The 18,729-nt window shown below is 65.1% G+C and carries 16 protein-coding genes and 1 pseudogene; 12 read left to right on the forward strand and 5 right to left on the reverse strand.

Annotation, left to right across the window (positions count from 1 at the left end; translation table 11 throughout):
* Nucleotides 1-356: 356 nt before the first annotated feature.
* The 8 genes and pseudogenes from ACJ8AN_RS26015 to ACJ8AN_RS26050 form a co-directional block, all read left to right on the forward strand.
* Nucleotides 357-812, forward strand: coding sequence for a hypothetical protein (locus tag ACJ8AN_RS26015; protein ID WP_407758165.1), 456 nt, complete (start codon nt 357-359; stop codon nt 810-812).
* Nucleotides 813-848: 36 nt separating this feature from the next.
* Nucleotides 849-2,051 carry a serine/threonine-protein kinase gene (locus ACJ8AN_RS26020; protein WP_407758166.1) on the forward strand — a complete coding sequence of 401 codons (1,203 nt, stop codon included), beginning with the start codon at nt 849-851 and terminating at the stop codon, nt 2,049-2,051.
* A gap of 7 nt (nt 2,052-2,058) precedes the next feature.
* Entirely contained in the window at nt 2,059-2,487 is a 429-nt protein-coding gene (locus ACJ8AN_RS26025) for a helix-turn-helix transcriptional regulator (protein WP_407758167.1), read from the forward strand.
* A 59-nt stretch (nt 2,488-2,546) separates the two neighbouring features.
* Nucleotides 2,547-2,921 carry a helix-turn-helix domain-containing protein gene (locus tag ACJ8AN_RS26030; RefSeq protein ID WP_407758249.1) on the forward strand — a complete coding sequence of 125 codons (375 nt, stop codon included), beginning with the start codon at nt 2,547-2,549 and terminating at the stop codon, nt 2,919-2,921.
* A 181-nt stretch (nt 2,922-3,102) separates the two neighbouring features.
* Nucleotides 3,103-5,295 (forward strand): protein kinase domain-containing protein, encoded by a 2,193-nt coding sequence (locus ACJ8AN_RS26035; RefSeq protein WP_407758168.1) that lies wholly within the window; start codon nt 3,103-3,105, stop codon nt 5,293-5,295.
* A gap of 84 nt (nt 5,296-5,379) precedes the next feature.
* A complete protein-coding gene (locus ACJ8AN_RS26040; protein ID WP_407758169.1) occupies nt 5,380-6,348 on the forward strand; it encodes a DUF2381 family protein in 969 nt (322 codons plus the stop codon).
* A 279-nt stretch (nt 6,349-6,627) separates the two neighbouring features.
* Nucleotides 6,628-7,941, forward strand: coding sequence for a hypothetical protein (locus ACJ8AN_RS26045; RefSeq protein WP_407758170.1), 1,314 nt, complete (start codon nt 6,628-6,630; stop codon nt 7,939-7,941).
* Nucleotides 7,935-8,285 (forward strand): annotated as a pseudogene (locus ACJ8AN_RS26050) (DUF2019 domain-containing protein); the annotation flags it as partial. The gene ACJ8AN_RS26045 and the pseudogene ACJ8AN_RS26050, both read left to right, overlap by 7 nt.
* Before the next feature lie 266 nt (nt 8,286-8,551).
* Here ACJ8AN_RS26050 and ACJ8AN_RS26055 read toward each other — a convergent pair.
* Both ACJ8AN_RS26055 and ACJ8AN_RS26060 read right to left on the reverse strand, forming a co-directional pair.
* Nucleotides 8,552-9,262 (reverse strand): hypothetical protein, encoded by a 711-nt coding sequence (locus ACJ8AN_RS26055; protein WP_407758171.1) that lies wholly within the window; start codon nt 9,260-9,262, stop codon nt 8,552-8,554.
* Nucleotides 9,263-9,358: 96 nt separating this feature from the next.
* Entirely contained in the window at nt 9,359-9,817 is a 459-nt protein-coding gene (locus ACJ8AN_RS26060; RefSeq protein ID WP_407758172.1) for a hypothetical protein, read from the reverse strand.
* 729 nt (nt 9,818-10,546) lie between these two features.
* Here ACJ8AN_RS26060 and ACJ8AN_RS26065 point away from each other — a divergent pair.
* The gene (locus tag ACJ8AN_RS26065) at nt 10,547-11,950 is read left to right on the forward strand and encodes a hypothetical protein (RefSeq protein WP_407758173.1); all 1,404 of its coding nucleotides are present in this window, start codon (nt 10,547-10,549) and stop codon (nt 11,948-11,950) included.
* Between the two features lie 108 nt (nt 11,951-12,058).
* Here the strand turns inward: ACJ8AN_RS26065 and ACJ8AN_RS26070 are convergent, their stop codons facing one another.
* Complete coding sequence (locus tag ACJ8AN_RS26070) at nt 12,059-12,274, reverse strand: hypothetical protein (RefSeq protein WP_407758174.1); 216 nt, start codon at nt 12,272-12,274, stop codon at nt 12,059-12,061.
* A 632-nt stretch (nt 12,275-12,906) separates the two neighbouring features.
* On the opposite strand from ACJ8AN_RS26070, the gene ACJ8AN_RS26075 reads away from it, so the two are divergent.
* Nucleotides 12,907-14,109: an ISAs1 family transposase gene (locus ACJ8AN_RS26075; RefSeq protein WP_407758175.1), complete on the forward strand. Its 1,203-nt coding sequence runs from the start codon at nt 12,907-12,909 to the stop codon at nt 14,107-14,109.
* Nucleotides 14,110-14,296: 187 nt separating this feature from the next.
* On the opposite strand, the gene ACJ8AN_RS26080 is transcribed toward ACJ8AN_RS26075, so the two are convergent.
* Nucleotides 14,297-14,569 (reverse strand): transposase, encoded by a 273-nt coding sequence (locus ACJ8AN_RS26080; protein WP_407758250.1) that lies wholly within the window; start codon nt 14,567-14,569, stop codon nt 14,297-14,299.
* A gap of 51 nt (nt 14,570-14,620) precedes the next feature.
* The gene (locus tag ACJ8AN_RS26085; RefSeq protein WP_407758176.1) at nt 14,621-15,136 is read right to left on the reverse strand and encodes a transposase; all 516 of its coding nucleotides are present in this window, start codon (nt 15,134-15,136) and stop codon (nt 14,621-14,623) included.
* 223 nt (nt 15,137-15,359) lie between these two features.
* Here ACJ8AN_RS26085 and ACJ8AN_RS26090 point away from each other — a divergent pair, with 223 nt between their 5' ends.
* Both ACJ8AN_RS26090 and ACJ8AN_RS26095 read left to right on the forward strand, forming a co-directional pair.
* Nucleotides 15,360-17,648 (forward strand): right-handed parallel beta-helix repeat-containing protein, encoded by a 2,289-nt coding sequence (locus tag ACJ8AN_RS26090; RefSeq protein ID WP_407758177.1) that lies wholly within the window; start codon nt 15,360-15,362, stop codon nt 17,646-17,648.
* Nucleotides 17,649-17,738: 90 nt separating this feature from the next.
* On the forward strand, nt 17,739-18,647 hold the full coding sequence (locus ACJ8AN_RS26095) for an endonuclease/exonuclease/phosphatase family protein (RefSeq protein ID WP_407758178.1): 909 nt from the start codon (nt 17,739-17,741) through the stop codon (nt 18,645-18,647).
* The last annotated feature ends 82 nt before the right edge of the window (nt 18,648-18,729 follow it).

Here is an 18,729-nt window from a genome sequence, read left to right on the forward strand (position 1 = left end):
CCACGGGACGGCAGCCAACGCTCGGGCGCGAGGAGGGCCCGCACGGGGCGCACCTCTCCCGCCCGCTCATGTCGGGGCGGCCCTGTTGACTCCCGCAGTCGGCTGGTCCTTCCCTTGGTTGGTCCCGCATGTTACCTAGCCGTCTACCCACTGAGGTTCACCGCTAGTCTACTCGTCCGCCAGTTGTCACAACCCGCGAGGTGTCCATGCCGAACGCCCCCCGTGCGCGCCGGATTGGGGCTCGTGTTGCCTACGCTCGCCCCCGGCTCTTTCCCCTCCCGCCTGCCTTGCTGGCCGTGCTGCTGCTGTGTCCCACCGCATGTGCCAGCGGCCCACGCCCCGAGGTGTTCCGCGCCATGCGGGACGTGCTCGCGGAGTTGGACGACTTCGGCGCGCTGCTGCTGCTGGCCGGACTCCCAGCGGACACGCTGCTCCCGGGCCGAGAGGTAACGCCAGAGGAAGCAACGCGGCTGCGCGTCGCCTTCGGCCTGTACCCGTCCACTCCGCGCACCTACGGCCCGCGACTCGTCGCGGACATGCTGCTGCGGGAGGTCATCGACGGCGCGGCCCCCGTGAAGCGCTCCGAGTTGGACTCACGCCTGCTGCGCTACCGGGAGCTGAGCGTCATGGGCTCCGACGGCTTCCTTTCCTCTGCCCTCACCGGCACCCCCGCCCAGTGCATCGGCCCGGTGGAGGTGAAAGGCGGCGCGCTGCGGGCGGGTGAATTCGAGGTGGGCGGCTTCTACGCACCGGATGGCCATGGCGGCTGGCTGCGCGTCATCTTCCTCCCACCCTTCAAACCCGCTCAATAACCCTCTTCAAAGCCTTCCCAAGCACGGAGCTTCCCCATGCCAACGCCCAAGAAAAGCCCCCCGCGCGCTGCTACACGCCAGGGCGAGGACCGTTACAGAGACTACCGTTTCTCTTTCGAGTCGGGTGAATACCGCTATGACGTAGAAGCCCCTCTCCTGCTTCACCCCGACTTTGACACGCTTTTGGTCGCAACCCGTCGGCACCTCACGAAGAAGGAGAGCCGTAAGGTCATCCTTAAAAAGGTCGGTGCCATCACCGGGCGCGAAGCGCGAGCACGCGCTACGGAAGAAGTGCGCCTTGCCGGGTTCCTGCATCACCCCAGAATCGCACGTGTGTTTGATTTCGTCGTGCACGACGGAATCCCCTTTGTAGTCATGGAGCACTTGAAGGGCTCTTTCCTTTTCACTCTCCTGGACTTGGCGGCGGCGGTGGCCCACCGGCTGCCCATCCCCTTCGCTGTCCATGTTGCCGCCGAGGTGGCCGACGCCCTGGCCTATGCTCACGAGTGTGAGGATGACATGGGGACTCCCCTGCACATCGTCCACCGTGCTGTGGGGCCCATGCGTATTCGTCTGACTTTGGATGGCCGCGTCAAGCTGACCAACTTTGGGGCGGCCTATTCCGAGCTGGCCGGGCGTATGCCCACACCGCGCGACTTGCTGAGAGGAGATCCGGCCTACATCGCCCCGGAGCTTCTCCGCGCCATCTTCGCCGCCAACCAGAGGAAGTCAGACCCACTCGCCCCTAAAGAACTCGACGGGCGGGCGGATATTTTCTCCCTGGGTCTGGTATTGCTGGAGATGCTTACGGCGAAGTATCCGCTAGACACGCTTGGGCTCCTGCCTGACCGCCCCGCTACGCGCTTCCCGCCGGGCATCCGCACCGAGCATTCCACATGGATTGGTCTGGACGTATTGGCCAACCGCGTGTTGCGGTTTGGGACGGAAGAGGTACTGCGCGCATCAGCGTTTGCTTTCGAGCCGTTGCGAGCCATCTTGGTTCAGGCCCTCGCGTCGGACCCCGAGCAGCGCTACCGGACAGCCGCCGACATGCGCGATGACTTGCGCAACTATCTCCACGAAACAGGTGGGCCCTCCTACGGGCGACAGGAAGTCATGGCCGAGGTTGAAGCCATCGTGCGGATGGCCACCGAAAGCAAGCTGCTGGCTGCACAGCCAATGGAATACGGCGTGCTGCCCGACCTAGAAGACTTGCAGCGCAACGAGAAGCGCGGCTGAGCAAATCATGCCTGAAAGCCATCCCACACAAATAAAACTAGCCAGATACCTGGGGGCCGCCGTGCGTGATGCCCGGTTGCGCGCGAACATGACACAGGCAGACGTCGCCTACCTCGTTGACATTGCCACGGAGGTATATGGCCGTATTGAGCGAGGAGGAATGCTCCCGAGCTTGCCCACCTTCCGGCGCCTGTGTCGTGCCCTCCAGGCGGATGCCAACAAGTTGCTAGGACTGGACGTTCCCGCGTCGGCGCCTCCACGCGGGGAAGCGTCGGGTCCTCTACCTGTGGACACCCTGGAGGAGCCCATAGCTACGCAAGAGGACTCGCCCGCCTTGCGGCGCCTGTTCCGCTATCTCAAGAAGCTAAAGCCAGAACAAATCCGCGCCATGGGCCACGTTGCCAGAACCTTCCTGAAGAAATATGACCGCCGGTAGGGGTCTACCCGCACAACTTCTGAGCCAGAGGGGCATGACGCATGGAGTATGAACAACTGATGAAACGCCTTGGCGAGGCTACCCGCGCCGCCCGGGAACGGTTGCAAATGAATCAAGCCGCAATCGCCAAGGATGCCGGGATTTCACCAGCCGTTTATGGGAGGATTGAGCGTGGCCACATGATGCCCGCCGTTCTCACGCTGCGCAAAGTCGCGGTGGCCCTCGGCATCTCGGCGGACGTGCTGTTGGGCATCACCTCCAAGGAAGTGGCCAAGAAGATGGACGAGCCACCGCCCGAGGGGGATTTGAGCCCCGAGGTGCGCCGACTGGTGCGCACCGTGAAGACGTGGCCTGATGAAAAGGTCAAGCTCCTGTTGCGCTTCGCCAAGCTGCTGGAGCCGGTGACAGTGCCCGACTCCGAGCCGGAGGGGTGAGCGGGCCTTGGCGTTGGGGCCGGGGCTTGGGCGGCTCGCGTCCGTGCTCGGCGCGGACGTGCCATGGAGGGGACTGCCCACCGCCCCGGCCCCAACTTCCAACCGGGCGAGCAGGCGCGAGAATGACCCAACCGCGCACGTTGGGCTCTGCTAGAGTCGCGAACCTTCGGAGGTTCGCGGCATGGTCATCCACCTTCCAAAACACGGCGCCCGGGTAGGCGATTACACCATTCTCCACAAGCTGGGTGAGGGTGGCTCTGGCCATGTCTACAAGGCCGAGCGTGGCGGGCGTTTCTTCGCCATCAAGTTCCTTTCGGACCTGGAGTGGACCGGCTGGAACCGGCGGGAAGTCACCATCATGGTCCGCCTCCAGGTGTTGAACCTCCAGATTCAAAACGTGGTGGGCTTTCGTGGGTGTGAGCGGTGGCCAGAGCCGGACATGGGCTATCCATATATTGTCATGGATTTTGTCCCCGGGCTGACCATGGACAAATGGGTCCAACGGTTCAACCCCTCGGCGCGGGTGGGGCTGTGCAAGTTTCTAAAGATTGCCAAAGGTGCGCGGGAGGTGCATCGGCTCGACGTGTTGCACCGGGATTTGAAGGACCTGAACATCATAATCCGAGCCGACGACGGCGAGCCCGTGCTGATTGATTTCGGTTTCGGTGCGATGAAGGGGGCGCCCACCGAGACAGGGCCGGGCCGGGTGCCGCCCGGGACGCCCGAATACCGCAGCCCCGAAATAGTCAAATTCCTGAGAGGCGAGACAGAAGAAGCAATATACACCTATACGCTGTCTGACGAGCTATGGGCAATGGGTGTGCTGTTGTATTGGTTGCTGACGGATGTGCTGCCTTTCGGGGGGCGGCTGGAACTTGGGCTGAATGACCGTATCCGCCTGGATACACCCAGGGCGCCGCGCCTCATAAACCCGCGCGTGCCCGAGGCGGCAAGCCGCCTGTGCATGCGAATGCTGGAGAGGGAGCCCCAGGCACGCTTCAAGGATGACGACGAGTTGTGCGCCGCGCTTGAAACGGTGCTGGCAGCCGCCGAGGGGGATGCAAGCTGGGACGTGCCGTTGATAGACCCCCAATCACCCCACGACGCCACGACGGCGGGCGACCCGGGCGCGGAGGGAGTGCCCAACGAAAGGGGAAACGAAGTACAGCGATGGATAGCAGCGCACAAACCCCGGCGCGGCTGGTGGCCCGTGGAAGAGCCACCAGCACAGGAGGCGCCACCGGCACCACTCCCGGGCGAGCTGCCTCTACCCGAGGCCAACCCGGAGGCGGCAGCCTTGGCCCCCTCCAAGGCTGCCACCGTGACGGCAGACACCCAGGCCCTTCAGGAAGGCGAGGCCGCCGCACAAGCGCCAGAGGCGCCCGCTGCGGGCCCAGTGGCGGACGGGGCCGCGCCAGGAGGGGCGCGGGGCGTGCGGCGCTGGTTGGGGGCCTCGGGCCTCCTTCCCATGGGGCCCCTGCTGGTGGACATGCTCAAGCGGCCTCCCCTGGCGCTCGTGGCGGGGCTCGCGGTGGTGGCGCTCGCGGTGGGCTCCGTGGGGCCGCTGCATAAGCCCGCCCCCGCACCGAGCGTCGGGCCTGCTTCCATGGCCCAGAGGGCCGCGCCCCCACCTAGCGCATCCTCTCCTGGTGGGGAGATGGCAGGGGCCGCACCCGTCCGCGAAGTGGCGCAGCCCGGCAACCCAGCCGAAGCTAACAGGGTCGCGGCGCCCGTCAGGGCCCAACCCCCCGCGCCTACCCCTACCGCCATGCTTCGCAAGCCAGACGCAACGAAAAAGCCAGACGACGCACCCAAACCCCAACTGCAACGCGCGGGCAGGCTCGCCCCCTTGAAGAGTGCCGCTGCTGTCGGCGCTACCTGTGCGCTGCTTGAGGGATGCACCGGAGGCACGGCCCCCCAGGTGCGCCCCACGCCCGCGCCTATCGAATGCCCTTCTGATTGGAAGGCGTCACACGAAAGGTTAGGCATTCTCAGTGGGGAAACCGTCGTGCTGCAAGGGTACGAGGGGGAGAACACCGAGAGGGCCCCTCTGCGCGAGGGCCCCGTTACCGTGGTGCTGAGCGGGGACGGCATCGGCAAGCTACCTCGGGGGGCGTTGCTTTACGGGACGTGGCAGCTTGGGGAGAGCCGCTTCTATGGCACCTTCACCCAGGCGCAGATTCCCGGCGGAGACGCCTACCCCGTCTGTCTCGTCATTGGCATGGACGTCCCGGCCGCTTATCCCGGTGGCTCGACTTGCCCCCAAGGGCTGGGGTCGTGCCCTGCGCCCGAGAGCAAGCCGGGCAATGTGAAAACCTTCTCTCGCTTTTGGGTGTTCCCGAAGGGCTCTAGCTACAGAGGCGGTTTTTTCTAGACACTACCGCCGCGCCGTTGCGGTTAACACGGGCCCGCCGGTTGTCGGACGCGGGCCCGCTTGCATTCTGGAGGTTGAATTCCCGTGCTGCCCCCGTCCCCTGGCGCCCTCCTGGCGCTCGCCCTCTTCGCTGGCGCCGCGCAGGCCGCCGAGGCGCCCCCCATCCCGCGCTGCGCGGCTACTCCCCGCATTGACGTGGCGCCGGACTCCTCGGGGCAGGCGTCCGAGGTGTGTGTCAGCCCGAACGAGACGACAACGTTTGTGTTTGACTCCCGCCTTGCTGCGGGGGCGGTGGAGGTTCAGCCAGAGGGCCGCCTTGCGGATTGGACCCCAGGCAAAGAGGGCTTGACTCTCCACGTCATCCCCAGGGGGGATTTTCTGCCAGGGGAGAGGGTCAAGGTTACGGTGCGCTTCGCGGATGGCGAGGCCCCGGCAGGCGCAACCTTCTGGCTCGTGGGCCATGCGGCAAGGAGGGCGCAGCGCGTGGAGGTGTTCCGCAAGCCGCGCCCGGCGGACGTGCTCAACCGAGAGAAGGTCGAAGCACAGGCGGAAGCGCGCCAATGCCAGGAGGACAGGGCGCGGCTTCTGGCCGAGCGCAAGGAGCCCGGCGGACTCATGGGGGCCGCATGGCTGGAGCGTGAAAAGGCGGTTGAATCGAAAGACATTTGGTACGATTTGGAACCCCACCCAGCCAACGCACTCAGGACAGAGCAGGCCCGAAGCTACAGCCAGCCCAAGGGCGTAACCCTCCCGGGAGGCATGGCGGTGAGGCTTCAGCTCCTAAACCCTGGCGCCGAGCCCTGGACGGCGGCAGGGGCGGTGTTGAAGGACTTGACGGGCGCGGAGGTGGAGCTTTCCGCGTGGCAAGAGTCGGCCATTGCTCCCGGCGCCCTTGGTTTTGTCGTGATGGGCGCCGAAAGGGAGCCGGGGCAACTCGCCTGCCCCTGCACCCTCAAGCTGTGGGAAGAGCAAGGGCCCCGCACTGTCACCCTCGGGAACGTCACCTTCCCGGCTGGGGAGCAAGCAGGGAGGAAAGGCGCGGCGCGCGAGTAGCCGCCGCCCCACGCGGCGCGAGGGAAGCGTAACCTACCCGATGGGTTTTCAGCACCTCACCAGACCCGACGGCTTGACCTAGCTGTCCGCCACTCTCTGTAATCGACGGGTTTGGGCTTCCAACTCGGGCGGCTCGCCCGGAGAGGTGCGGCAATGTCTAGGCAGTTTGTCGATACTCGCCCCGTGGACACACGGCGGCCCCTGCGCGCGGGTGCGCTGGCCCTGGCGGCGCTCATGCTGGTTTCAGCGTGCGCCACGGGGGCCCCCATGGGTGGAGGGTTGACGGCTTCCCGTTACCGTCCACCCGTGCCGCATGACTCGCCCGAATCGTGGGCGCTGGAGTCGGAAGCCGAGGACGGGAGCCAGGGAGAGGCTTTCTTTGCCAAGCTGCCCACGGACTTCGCACCTGTGCAGGTAAGCGACGCCGAGTTTTCGGCAGCCATGACAACGCTTTGGCTCAACATGCCGCTTCGGGTGGCCGCGTCCCGTCCCCCGTTGTATGTCGGCCGTAGGCTTGCGTTGGCTTCCGCGCCCTTGAGTGGCGAAGCGTGGCGATCAGACCTGGCCCGGTCCTATGGGCATTTTTGCGAGCGGTGCGGCACGCCAGGGGATTGCCTGACGCTGTTTGAAGACGGGCCCCGCTTCCAGGATGACGACAAGCGAAGCCTTGCGCTCGCCCTGGCGATTGGGCCAGCCCTGGAAGGCGTAAACGCGGAAGTGCGGGCCATGCTCGACCCTACGCGAATGCTCGCAATGCTGAGCATTAGCATCACGGCTTATATGGCGCTGCTGTTGGCGCCAGTGCCCGAGCCCATAACAAAGGGTGCGGCCCTGGTGTTCAGCGCGGCCATGTGGGCATACCTCGGTTGGGAATTCTTCAATGTGATAAAAGCCTATGCGGAGCTTTACGAGGATGCGCCCCGGGCCTCTACCTTCGCGGAGTTGCGCGAGATTGGCGAGCGTTTCGGGCGTGCCATCGGTCCTAAAAGTGTGCGTATTCTCGTGGTGGTGGCAACAGCGGCGATAGGGGAAACGGCGGCGCTTGCTTCCAAGGCCCCGAAGCTCCCCGGATTCGCGCAAGCATCGGAGAGAGTCGCGACTCGTACCGGCTTGGGCCTGCTGGAGACGGCAACCGGAGCCGAGCGCCTGATTGTCTCTGTGCCAGAGGGGACGATCCGCGTGGTGTTGGCGCCCCACGCCGTGGCCATGGCTGCCCAGGGCGTTGCCGCTGGGAGCCCTGCCCCGACTCGGGGTAAGCTCCTCCCCAATGGGCACAGGGCGTGGGGATCTTACGGTGGTTTTAAGTCGGCAATGGGAAAGGCAGGCCCCGGAAAGGAATGGCATCACATCGTGGAGCAGACCAAGGGCAACGCGAAGCGGTTTGGCGGAGAAGCCCTGCACAACACTGAAAACGTTATTGCGTTGGATAAGGCGCTGCACGACAAGGTGAGCGCTTTTTACTCTGCAATCAAGCCAAGGATCACGAACTCAAAAACGCTGACAGTGCGACAGTGGCTTAGTGCCCAGTCCTATGAGGCACAGCGCGAGTTCGGCTTGTTGGCCATCAAGAACATTGCCGGAGGTATCTGGTGACTGATATTGAGAAGCTCGTTGCGGAGTTTGCCGAGAACGTGGCTGCACAGACGGACTCAATCTGGAGAGGTGACTCGAAGACCGGCAACAAGCACGCCAAGAGATACATTGCCGCATTCGACAGATTGACCGCACATGGTGATGCCGGGCGCAATGCGCTCGCTGTGCTGTTTACGCACCCCCGCATGGATGTTCGGGTGTCGGCGGCTGCGTATTTGCTCCGATACCGGACGGCAGAGGCCCGAGCGATACTGGAAGAGGCGGCGAGGGGGGTGGGGATGATTCCCTTTGAGGCTTCGTTAGTATTGAAGAATTGGGAAAGCGGCACGTGGGCCCTGGACCCAGCCGAGGATGCTGCGGGGCAGCCAGAAGCGCCTAGCCCAGCACGGCCCAGCCAGCGCAGCCGACCACGCACGGGGCGCGGCACTACCGACAGACGGAGGGGGAGCAAGCGGGACAAGCCCGACGGTTGATCTTGAGAAGAGCGCGCCAGAACTGGCAGGCGAGGCTCGGGCCGGTGGAGGCCACCAGGGCCCGACAGGCGAAGCTCGGGCCGACACTGCGCGCACCTCGGGATGCATCAGAAGGTGTTTCTATCGAGAATGCCTCGCTACCTCTTTCCGATGATAGGATTGAGTTTGTTTCTCAGAATGCTCTCGAACGCTGGAAGCCAACTGTCCTCAAAGATGCCAGTCGTATTTATTACCTCAATCGAGATCGCCCTGATGCCGAGTTCATTGCGTAGTCGCAGGTCATCGCTTTTGAATGTACGCAGGAATGCCGACTGCTGCGGCTTGCTGTAGGGCGTCTCATCAAAGTCGAATCCCCCAAGCTTCAGGGACCCATTCTGAGGATGGCTGACGCAATGTTCATCAAGCCTGCTCAATAGCTTGCCTCCTTCTCGTTTACCAACATAGAATATGTGCGTCCCCATGTTCTCAAGGGCGGCGTCATTCAACTCTTTTGTATGCTTGCTTAGCTGCGAAATCGCGAATGGAAGCAGCTCCTTACTCCGCTTCCCTTTGATCAACTTCTCCTGCTGGTTGCGAGCCATCATGCGACGGTAAAGCGCCTCTCGCTTTGACCATCCGGACGCGATATCCCGAAGGCGACCCTCAACGGACCAAATGTAAATCCCCGAGCATGGAGTGAGGCACGAGATCTTCTGCCTCATCTCCTTTACTGCATCTTCAAATCGCCCGTCCACGGGTTGGGTGATGACCTTCATCCTAAGCGGATAGAGGACGTCACCAGCGCGAGCGAAGAGGCGGCGAATCTCCTCTGAGGCGTTCACTTGCTTAGCATTATCTGAGGCGTTCACTTGCTTAGTTTTATCTGAGTTCATTTGGACGAGCGGAACTTGTCGGGTCACCCGTTTCGGCCCTTTGCGCGTTTGGTGCCTAGCACCGACGCAGCCTCATGGCTGAGGCGCTCCGCCCAGATTGTTGTTCGCGTGGAGGATCGAGATCCGGAGGCTCTCGCCCTGCCACGAGATGGCGCACGACTCAGAGATTTCGTACCAGCGTCCCGAAGGCTGCCCCGCGCCGTGGTTCTTCCCCATGCAGGAGCAGTTGCACTCCAGCCCGACGGCATCCCAGCAGGCCCGAGCGCACTTCTCCATCTCGTTGTGTGGCTGGATGACGTAAACGGTCCCCCATCGCTGCGCGCATTTCCTCACGATGTCGTTGAACCACGCCTGCGGGAGTTCCCACAGCTTGCGCGTCCGGTTCCAGACCGGTTTCTTCCTAGTGAGCTGAAGGAACGCCCGGTTGTCCTCCATGTACGGCGTTTTGCAGAGGAGTGGCGGGTTCCTCATGCGGATCACGACCGGAAACCGTCCCTGCCGTACCACGCCTTCAAGAGTCAGGCTGATCATGCACTCCCTCGGAAGAACCGCGAGTCTACCAGCGTGGGCGGACACGCTGTCCCCTAGCATCAAGCGTGGGCGCGGCAGAAGAGGCTCGGGCCTAAAGGGCGCCAGGGCACAGCGGCAGACACGGCGGGCACCTTGGGGCCCGGAGGGGGCACCTTGGGGCCCGGCAGGCGAAACTCGGGCCCGCTGGCGGGTCCCGAGGCCCCGGCAGCCGACGCTTGGTCCGGTAAGAGGGTGCTAGAGCCGGTGGTCACTCGGGGCCAGAGAGGCGCCACCAGGGCACCCCCTGCGGGCACTTCGGGCCCAGTGGCGGCCACCAGGAGCCGGGGCGGTAGTAGGCCAAGGCATCAGCGCCAGAAGCCAGAACGGGGGGCGGAGGGCACGCCGCTTATCGCCCGGCGAGGGGTCCAAGGGGACCAAAAAAGGACCAAATCGAACGGACGCGCCTGGACCCGCCCGGACAGATGGGCGCCCCATTTTCAGAGGGAAAACGGGGGGTGTGCCTCTGGTCCCGAGTGGAGGCGGATCCGCCCTTAGCGGCTTCGCTTCCCGCCGCCTCCACTCATCCACGAAGTCATCGTCCTCGTACCCATCGTAGCTGCGAGCCGCCTTCGTGATCACTCCGACCATGAGCCAATTCATGCACGGGATATTCGCGGCGTGTGGCCCACCGGCCATAGGCAGAGGAGCCTAGCATGTACCGGTCATCCTAAAGGCTGATAAGAAGGACGCGTGAGTGAGATTGACCCCAGAGCGCTCGCCGACTGGATCCTCGAGCAGATGCGCAAGCCTCGGGACCCGAACGCCGAGGCCAGGCAGGAAGCGTTCGAGGCCCTGAAGGCGGCGCGGCTTCACGTCTGGCACATCCGCAAGGGCCGCAAGCCCGCGACCGCGCGCACGCGCGCCGAGATGGAGTTCGCGGCGGGCCTCGAGCCGTGCCCGACGTGCGGCCATCGCGGCATCCGCTCGACGGAGCTCACGGGCGCTGGCTCATCGTGGACGCTGACGGCCACGTGCCCATCGTGCGGCACCGCGCGCTCGTTCACCTACGCCACCGAGGGCGACCCCACCCAGGCACCTCCCCACGGTGCCGACGAGCTGAGCCACCTGCCGTCGTTCCTGATCCCGGCCGAGTCGTTCCAAGCCGAGCTCCAGCGGCTCCTGCCGCTCTCGCGCGGCGACCCCGCTGCGCTCCAGCGCGCGCTCGTTTGTGCGAACGAGCTCATCAAGCTCACCGAGCCGCACAGCGCGACCCGCACCGAGTCGAGTCACAGTCACGCGTCGCACGCCAAGCTCACCGAGCCGCACGGCGTGACTCGTACCGAGTCGAGTCACAGTCACGCGTCGCACGCGCATCAGGCCATGGCCGCCTACGAGCGTGTCCTGGCCGAGCCGAGCTCGCTCTCGGCGCGCCAGGCCCTCGCCATCGAGTGGAGCACGGCCAACGACTCGCGCGCCGAGCTCATCGAGAGGCAGCTGCGCCTGCGCAAGTACCGCCTCGAGCAAACCCTGTGGGCCGATGAGGCAGTCAAGCTCTCTCGCGAGCTCAACGTGCTCGTTCGTCGACATGGCAAGCTGTGGGCAGGGGAGGTCGCGCCGCTCGTCAAGTCCTTCGCGTTCCATCGTGGCTGCCTCGCTGAGGTCACGCTGTCCGGCGCCGCGTTTCTCACCGTGATGCCGAAGCTCGTCAAGCTCGCGCCGGTGCAGCACGTCAACCTGATCGCGCCGCTGGAGTTCGCGGCGGTCGTCGCATCTCCGCTGCTCGCGCGCATGACCTCGCTCCAGCTCATCGAACTCGGGGCGGGCTTCGGCGATGCGGAGGTGAAGCTGCTCGCCGGCAGCGAGCACGCGCGCAACCTCCGCTGGGTGCGCCTGTTCGACAACGCGATCGGCGAGGCGGGTGTCGTCGCACTCGCGGCCTCGACGCACCTGGCGAGCTGCGTCTACCTCGGCCTCGACGGCAACCCCGTCGACGTCACGCCCAGGTTCGATGACTCGATGGGATTCGTTCAGCCGGTGCGCTCGTACCTCGCCGAGGAGCTCGAGAAGAAGTACGGGCCGCGGCCGTGGCTGACGTTGCCAGAAGCCGACGCGCTGTGGCCGCCTGACCGCGACGACGTATCGACGACGGCCTAGTCCTACTGTGTCATAAAACCCGCCTTCCCTCGGGAGAACGGCGTGCTGACGGAGCCGTCGTCAGAGGGCATTCTCGACGGGAAGCCAAACGTTTATGACACAGTAGGACTAGTCCTTCAGCCCCGTGAGGTCTCGAGCTCCGTGGAGTGAGCGGATGTGGCGTATAGTCAGGGCGTTGCCGAACGGCGTGGTGCCGAAGAAGTGGCCATGCGCGTTCGTCACCTGCACGCCGCCATCGAGCAGGAGGTCGGTGATGGCGAGCGTGCCGCCCGCGCTCACCTGCGTGAGCGGGGACGCGGTGCCGCTCGAGACGTCGAAGACCATCACGCCGCCGTTGGGCGTGCCCGCGTACGCGTAGTGGCCGTCGGTCGCCAGGGCGCTGGTCGCGATGGTGGATGTGTCCGTGCGGCCCAGCTGGACGGGCGACGCGGGCCTGCTCGTCTACTCGTCTGCTCTCCTCGAAGTGGCGAAAGTCGAGTCTGACTCGACTTTCGCCATTTTTAGGCCCGGAGAGAGCCGCAGTTCATGCGGCTTTCGGCTGAGGCGGTGAAGTGGAGTCCTGCAAGCCGGTGAGAAGAAGAAGCGGGTCCACCCAGTCGGCGGAGGAGAGAGTGCGCTGGGCCAGACGCAGGATGTCAGCGAAGGAGACGGTGCACTTGGTGCGGTACCAGGGGCGGAGGGCAGGCTTGATTCAAAGTCCCACGGGAGAGGTTATCCCACCCGGCCCTACGGCTGAAGTATAGTCCCGCCGACAGGCGCCCACCGGTGGCGAGCAGCCGCGGGCTGATCGCGCGGGGTGCGCCTGCACAGAGCCGGAGACGGGCCGGGCAGGTCCGGGGAGAAGAAGAGTGCGCGGGAAGAAAAACCGGGGCGGGAGGGCTGGCGGGCCCTCCACACCCCATGCGGGAAGCGGGAAGGGGAAGAATGAGCAGGACACCCTCTCCCACGTGCAGAGGATGATGACGAGCCTGGGGCTGACATTCAAGGGAGTAAAGGACCCGAGGGCACGCCGGGGACGGAGGCACCCGCTGGCGGCGATGTTGACGCTGCTGGTGCAGGCGCTGGCGGTGGGGCGGCGGGTGTTGAGGCGAGCCGAGGCGCTGGGCGAGGACATGCTGCGCGAGGGCACGGCGCCCGAGAGGCTGAGGCGGCCGGTGTCGGACACGACGTTGGACAGGCTGCTGATGAGCGTGGAGCCAGAGGGCTTGGAGCAGGAGGTGCACCAGGTGGTGCGGCGTGGGCTGGACAAGGGGTTGATACGCCATGAGCTCTTCAGCCGAGGGGTGGTGTCCATTGACGGGAAGGCGGGGGAGAGCACGCCGGGGCAGGCGCCGTGCGAGCCGAGCCACACGACGAAGGATGAGCAGGGGCGGGAGTACTGGTACCCGTACGCGCTGCGCGCCAGTCTCACCAGCAGCGCGGCGTGTCCGGTGCTCGACCAGAAGTTGCTGGAAGGCAAGCAGGGAGAGGCGAGGGCGTTCCCGGAGTTGTTCAAGCGGGTGGTGGAGAAGTTTGGGCGCCATTTCGAGTACGTGACGGTGGACGCGGGAATGACGAGCGCGGCCAACGCGAGCGTAGTGAGGGAGGCGGGCAAGCACTACCTGATGGCGCTCAAGGAGAACTTCCACCGGCTGCATGACAAGGCGTGGGTGGCGCTGGCGGTGGCGCCAGTGAAGCGGCGAGTGCGCGAGCGGGTGAAGGGGGAGTGGGTGGAGAGGGAGTTGAGGGTGGTGGACAAGCCGCCAGAGGAGGACTTTCCCGGCGCCCAGCAATGGGTATGGGTGCGGCAGACGCGAACCAGAGACGGCGAGCTGCCGAAGGTGGAGACGCGGCTGTTCCTCACCTCCATTGCCACAGGGCAACTGTCCCCGGAGCAGATGCTGACGCTGGTACGCCGGCACTGGGGGATTGAGAACGGGCCCAACTGGACAGCGGACGTGGTGCTGGAAGAGGACAGCGCCTCGCCCAGCCTGCGAGGCCAGGCCCCCCTGGTGCTCAGCTGGCTGCGTTTGCTGGCCTACAACCTGCTGGCCCTGGTGCGCACGCACCTGCCGGCTCGCGATAAGCGGCCCCAAAGCTTCGCACGCACCATGGAGGTGCTCTACCAGGGCCTGTTGGGCCTGGCCGTGCTGCCCGAGAGTCTGGCCACACTTGCCTGAGCGCCCGCCAGCTGCTCCCGCTCCGGTCTCCCGCGCCTCTTCTCCCCTGGCTGTTCGGCCTGTGCTCCTCCCCTGTCCTTCCACGGCGCCCCTCTTTCAAGCGCCGTCCGGAGGGATGCTCCCTCTTTGCCTGTGAATGTCTGGACTTGCTCTCCGCCTCTTCAAAGCCTCTCCTACGGACTTTGGATCAATCCTGGGGGCGGAGGGGCAGACCCATCTGTGAGGTGTCGAGGCCCAGTTGCATGTACCAGAGCACCAGCAGGGAGTAGCACAGCCCCACCCAAGGAGCCGTGCGCAGCACCGCCAGACGAGAGCGCGCACGCGAAGAGGAGAAACCCAGCAGTTGCTTGAGGTCGCGGAAGAGCACTTCTATAGCCCAGCGACAGCAATAGCTTTCAATGACTTGACGAGCCGTGCGAGTGGAGTCCGTGCAGAGCCACCACTTCGATTGGCTTGCCAGGCAACCACCACGCCACCAGTTCTATCAACTGGCGCGCCAGTTGCGTCTTCTTCAAGTGCTTCCCCCTCTCTTCTGGCAGTCGGCCTGGGTGCGGAAGAGGCGGAAGAGGACGGGCAGCGCCCAGACTCGCCCGGTAAAGGGCACGGGCACCAGCACGGCCAGCACTACCCAGACATGGCCGAAGGTGAGCAGGCGCCTTCCGCGGGTAGAGCGCACCGCGTCGACGTGGACGCCCAGGCCGAACACCTTGGGCCCCTTTTGGGTGCACAGGGTGTCGTCGAGCACCAGGCGCAGCGGCCCCGGCACGAGCTCCACCAGCTTGAGCAGCAGCAGGTGCCCCACCTCGTCCAGGCTCCAGCGAGCGCGGGAGAAGAAGCGGTGGAAGGCGGCATGGTGCAGGGTGCCGGAGACGCCTGCCACCACCAGTGACTCGGTGACGGCATGCAGCCCGCTGGTACGCACCCAGCCTGAAAACAGGGTGAGGAAGCGGCGAAACGAGGGCCGGGTGAAGGCGGGGCTGACGAGCAGCAATATCGGTAGCAGCGTGTTCAATGAAGGGGCGGTCATCGGTGCACTGGACGGGAAAAGTCTTGGTCGACTTCTCAACCAGTCCCGTTGGCCCCCCTTCTCCTGCGCTCGCTCCCTTCTTCGCTTACTCGCCTGCTCTCCTCAAAATGGCGAAAGTCGAGTCTGACACCCTTCCTGCGAGGGCAGGCGCTCTCCGTCACACTTCTTTTGGGCCTCCTCCATCTGGATAAAGGCAAACGAAGTTCCGAAAGAGAAGTACTCAATGATGAAGCTCCTGAAGAGCAAGGCCAGCGCCGCCGCACTGGGCGTCAGCCTGCTCGGTGGCGTGGTGGTCTCCAGCCCGGCCGCCCACGCCGCCCCCGCGGTACTCGCTGCCACCCTCGCGCCCTTCGACCCGGCCATGGCTCAGGCGCCCACCATCGAACCCAATCCCAAGAACGTCGACTATCCGGTGCCCACGGTCGGGTCGGTGTACTTCGTCTCGAACACCGGTAACGACGCCGCCGACGGGCGTTTGGAAAAAACGCCGTTCAAGACCCTGGGCCGAGCGCTGACCGTGGCCAAGACGGGCCCCCGACCGGCGACCGTCGTCCTGCGGGACGGCATCTACGAAGAAGGGGCCGCGGCAGCGGGCTCGACTGGCCCCTACACCATCGATTTCCCCGTCACGATCCAACCCCACGGCCGCGAGAAGGTCTGGCTGAAGGGCAGTGTCAGGGTCACGGGCTGGTCCTCGGTCGGGACCAACCGCTGGCGCCACACCGGGTGGACCACCCGCTTCTGCCAGCGACCGACCGACGGCCGCAGCGACCGGTTCTGCAAGCACCCGTCACTGAACAACCCGACCTATCCCATGGCCGGCGCTCAGGACATGGTGTTCCGCAATGACCAACCGCTGCGCCAGGTGGCGACCCTCGCCGAGGTGGGCCCCGGCAGGTTCTTCGTCGATACCTCGCTCGGCCACCTCTACATCGGTGACTCGCCGGCCGGTGCCAGGATCGAGGCCTCGAATCGCGACCTGGCCCTGCACGTCTCGGGCTTTGGTGCGGGAACCGGCGGGAGCGGAACCGTCATCCAGGGGCTCGGATTCAAGCACTACGCCACCGAGGAGCAGACGGCGACGCAGTCGACGGAGCGCCCGCCGAAGGGAGGTGTCGTGCTGCTCGACAACGTCTCGAACACCCGGGTGGAGAACAACACCTTTACGCAATCCGCTTCCACCGCCCTCACCGCGGTGAAGGCCACTGGCGCGGTGATCCGCGACAACGTGCTCGCGGAGAACGGCTTTGTCGGTGCCAACATCACCGGTACCTCCGGCGGGCTGACCTTCGACGGCAACCGCGTCTTTCGCAACAACTCCGAGGGTCTGCACGACACCCTGACCGGTGGCGAGGCCGAGAACGCCGCCGGGGTCAAGATCACCTCCACTTCGCCGTTGGCCGTTCGGGACAACATCTTCGACCACAACGACGGCAGCGGTTTCTGGTGTGACCTGGATTGTGCCAACGCCACCATCACCCGCAACGTCAGTCGCGACAACAACGGGAACGGCATCTTCTACGAGGTCTCGCAGCGGGCGGTCATCGCCTCCAACGTGCTGACCGGCAACTCCGAAGCCGGGCTGTCCATCGGCGGGGCGGACGGTGTGCAGATCTACAACAACACGTTGTATGGCAATGCCGACACCCGGCCCGGTGAGTTGTTCGGCGCCGAGTTGGTCGTGTTCGACCTGCAACGACCCGGTTGCCCCCAGGCAGGGTGCGTCGAGCGGTGGCGGACCCGCAACGTGGTGATCAGGAACAACCTCACCGGTGGTGCGGGCTCGAGGCGGCTGTTCAACTCCTCCACGGGCGTCGCGAACCTGGCAGCTCGGGTGCCCGCCGACACCTTCATCACCGCCATGGATCACAACGGGTACCACCGGTCGACCGCCGCTGGCGGCCCGCCCACGCCGCCGACGTTCGCCGGATGGCTCCACCCCCGCCCGGCGGCCCAGGGTGGCCCCTTCCACGTCGACCACGCCAGCCTGGCGTCGGTGCAGGCTTTCACCGCGGCCGAAGACCATGGCCTGGCATTCGATCAGGTGGCGGACCCCTTCTTCGTCGACGCGGCGGCCGGCGACTTCTCCTTGCTGGCCAGTAGCCCGGCCCGGGCAAGCGGGGACCCGCTGCCGGCCGCTGTGGCCGCCGCCATCGGCGTGCCCGCCGCCCCGGCACCCGTCAACCGGGGCGCGTTGGCGTGGCCGACGCTGCAAATGCGAGCACCGGCCTACGGAGCGACGATCAGTGGCCCGGCGGTCGCCCTCGCCACCAACGTACCGGACCCAGCGAGGGTGACCAGCGTCGAGTACCACCTCAACCGGGTTGGCTCCACGACGACGACGAACGTGGGCGCGACGGTCAACCGGGGGTTTGGATACGCCGTCGTCTGGAACACGACCTCCGTGGCCGACGGCCCGTACGAGATCCGAGCCCATGTCGTCACGGTGGTGGGCACGACCCGCACGGTCGTCAAGAGTCCGCCCATCGTTGTCACGGTGCGCAACGGGTGACCGCCGCTGCTGCCTCTGGCGGATGGCTGCCACACTCCTTTCGAGCCCCGTCTAGAAGTTCCTGAAAACCAAGGGGCCTCGTCTATCTGAATGGAAGTGCGGGAGAAAAACAAAATGCCAACAATTCAAAGACAGACGCTGCGGACGGTTCTGGTGACCCTGGCGTTTATTGGCGGCCTGGTGGCTGTGCTGTCACCACCGGAAGCCCAGGCGCGACACGTCGATCGGAGTCGCCTGAATGTCATGCAACTGAACATCGCGGGTTGGAGTATCAATAAAGCCAACCTTGCCGTCGCCGACAGGCTGGTGGACTCCGTCGCCGATCGTGCGCCGGGGTTGCCGCTCGCGGTCTCAGTCAACGAGGTGTGCTTCCAACAGTGGGAGCGGCTCTACAATCGCCTCCAGGTCCTGGGATACACGGGCCACTTTGGGCCTTCGATCTTCCATGACCCCAAAAAAGACCCCGCATGCGAGGGGAAGGCGTTCGGAAACGCCATCTTCTGGTTGGGAGGCCACGCAGAGGCGAAGACCTTCTGGATTCCCGACAGTCACCAGATCCATGGAGCAGCCACTGAGGAGAAGCGAAACATGGTGTGCGGAAGGCCCTACTTCCCCGAGAGAACCTGGTACTGCTCGGTCCATCTGGTGAATGGCGAAGACACCCACTCGCGGGAGGTGCGCCGACAGCAGGCGGATGACATCCGAGCGATCGCGAACGTCCTGAACACAGAACACCGCGCCATCATCATGGGTGATTTCAACATGAGCAAGGACGAGCCTGCAATGCAGCAATGGTTCAACGGGTTCTGGCTCGACGCCGACAATGATCGCGACGGTCGGCCCACCTGGAGAAGCACGAAAAACAAAACAATCACCCGCAAACTAGACTACATCATGGTTCGCGCCGATCGATTCAGCTTCGGCCACGACGCATTCATCATCGAGGTCGCCGGCTCCACCGACCACTGGCTGGTGCAGGGGTACCCCGTCTTCAAGTGAGCGCTCGGCGTCCGGAGGCGGGGGGCGTATAGGCGGGATGGGGGCCCTGTTGACTGAAGTCCGTTGTCATTCGCCCGGGACC

Source organism: Archangium sp. (assembly GCF_045802675.1).
Taxonomy (GTDB): domain Bacteria; phylum Myxococcota; class Myxococcia; order Myxococcales; family Myxococcaceae; genus Archangium.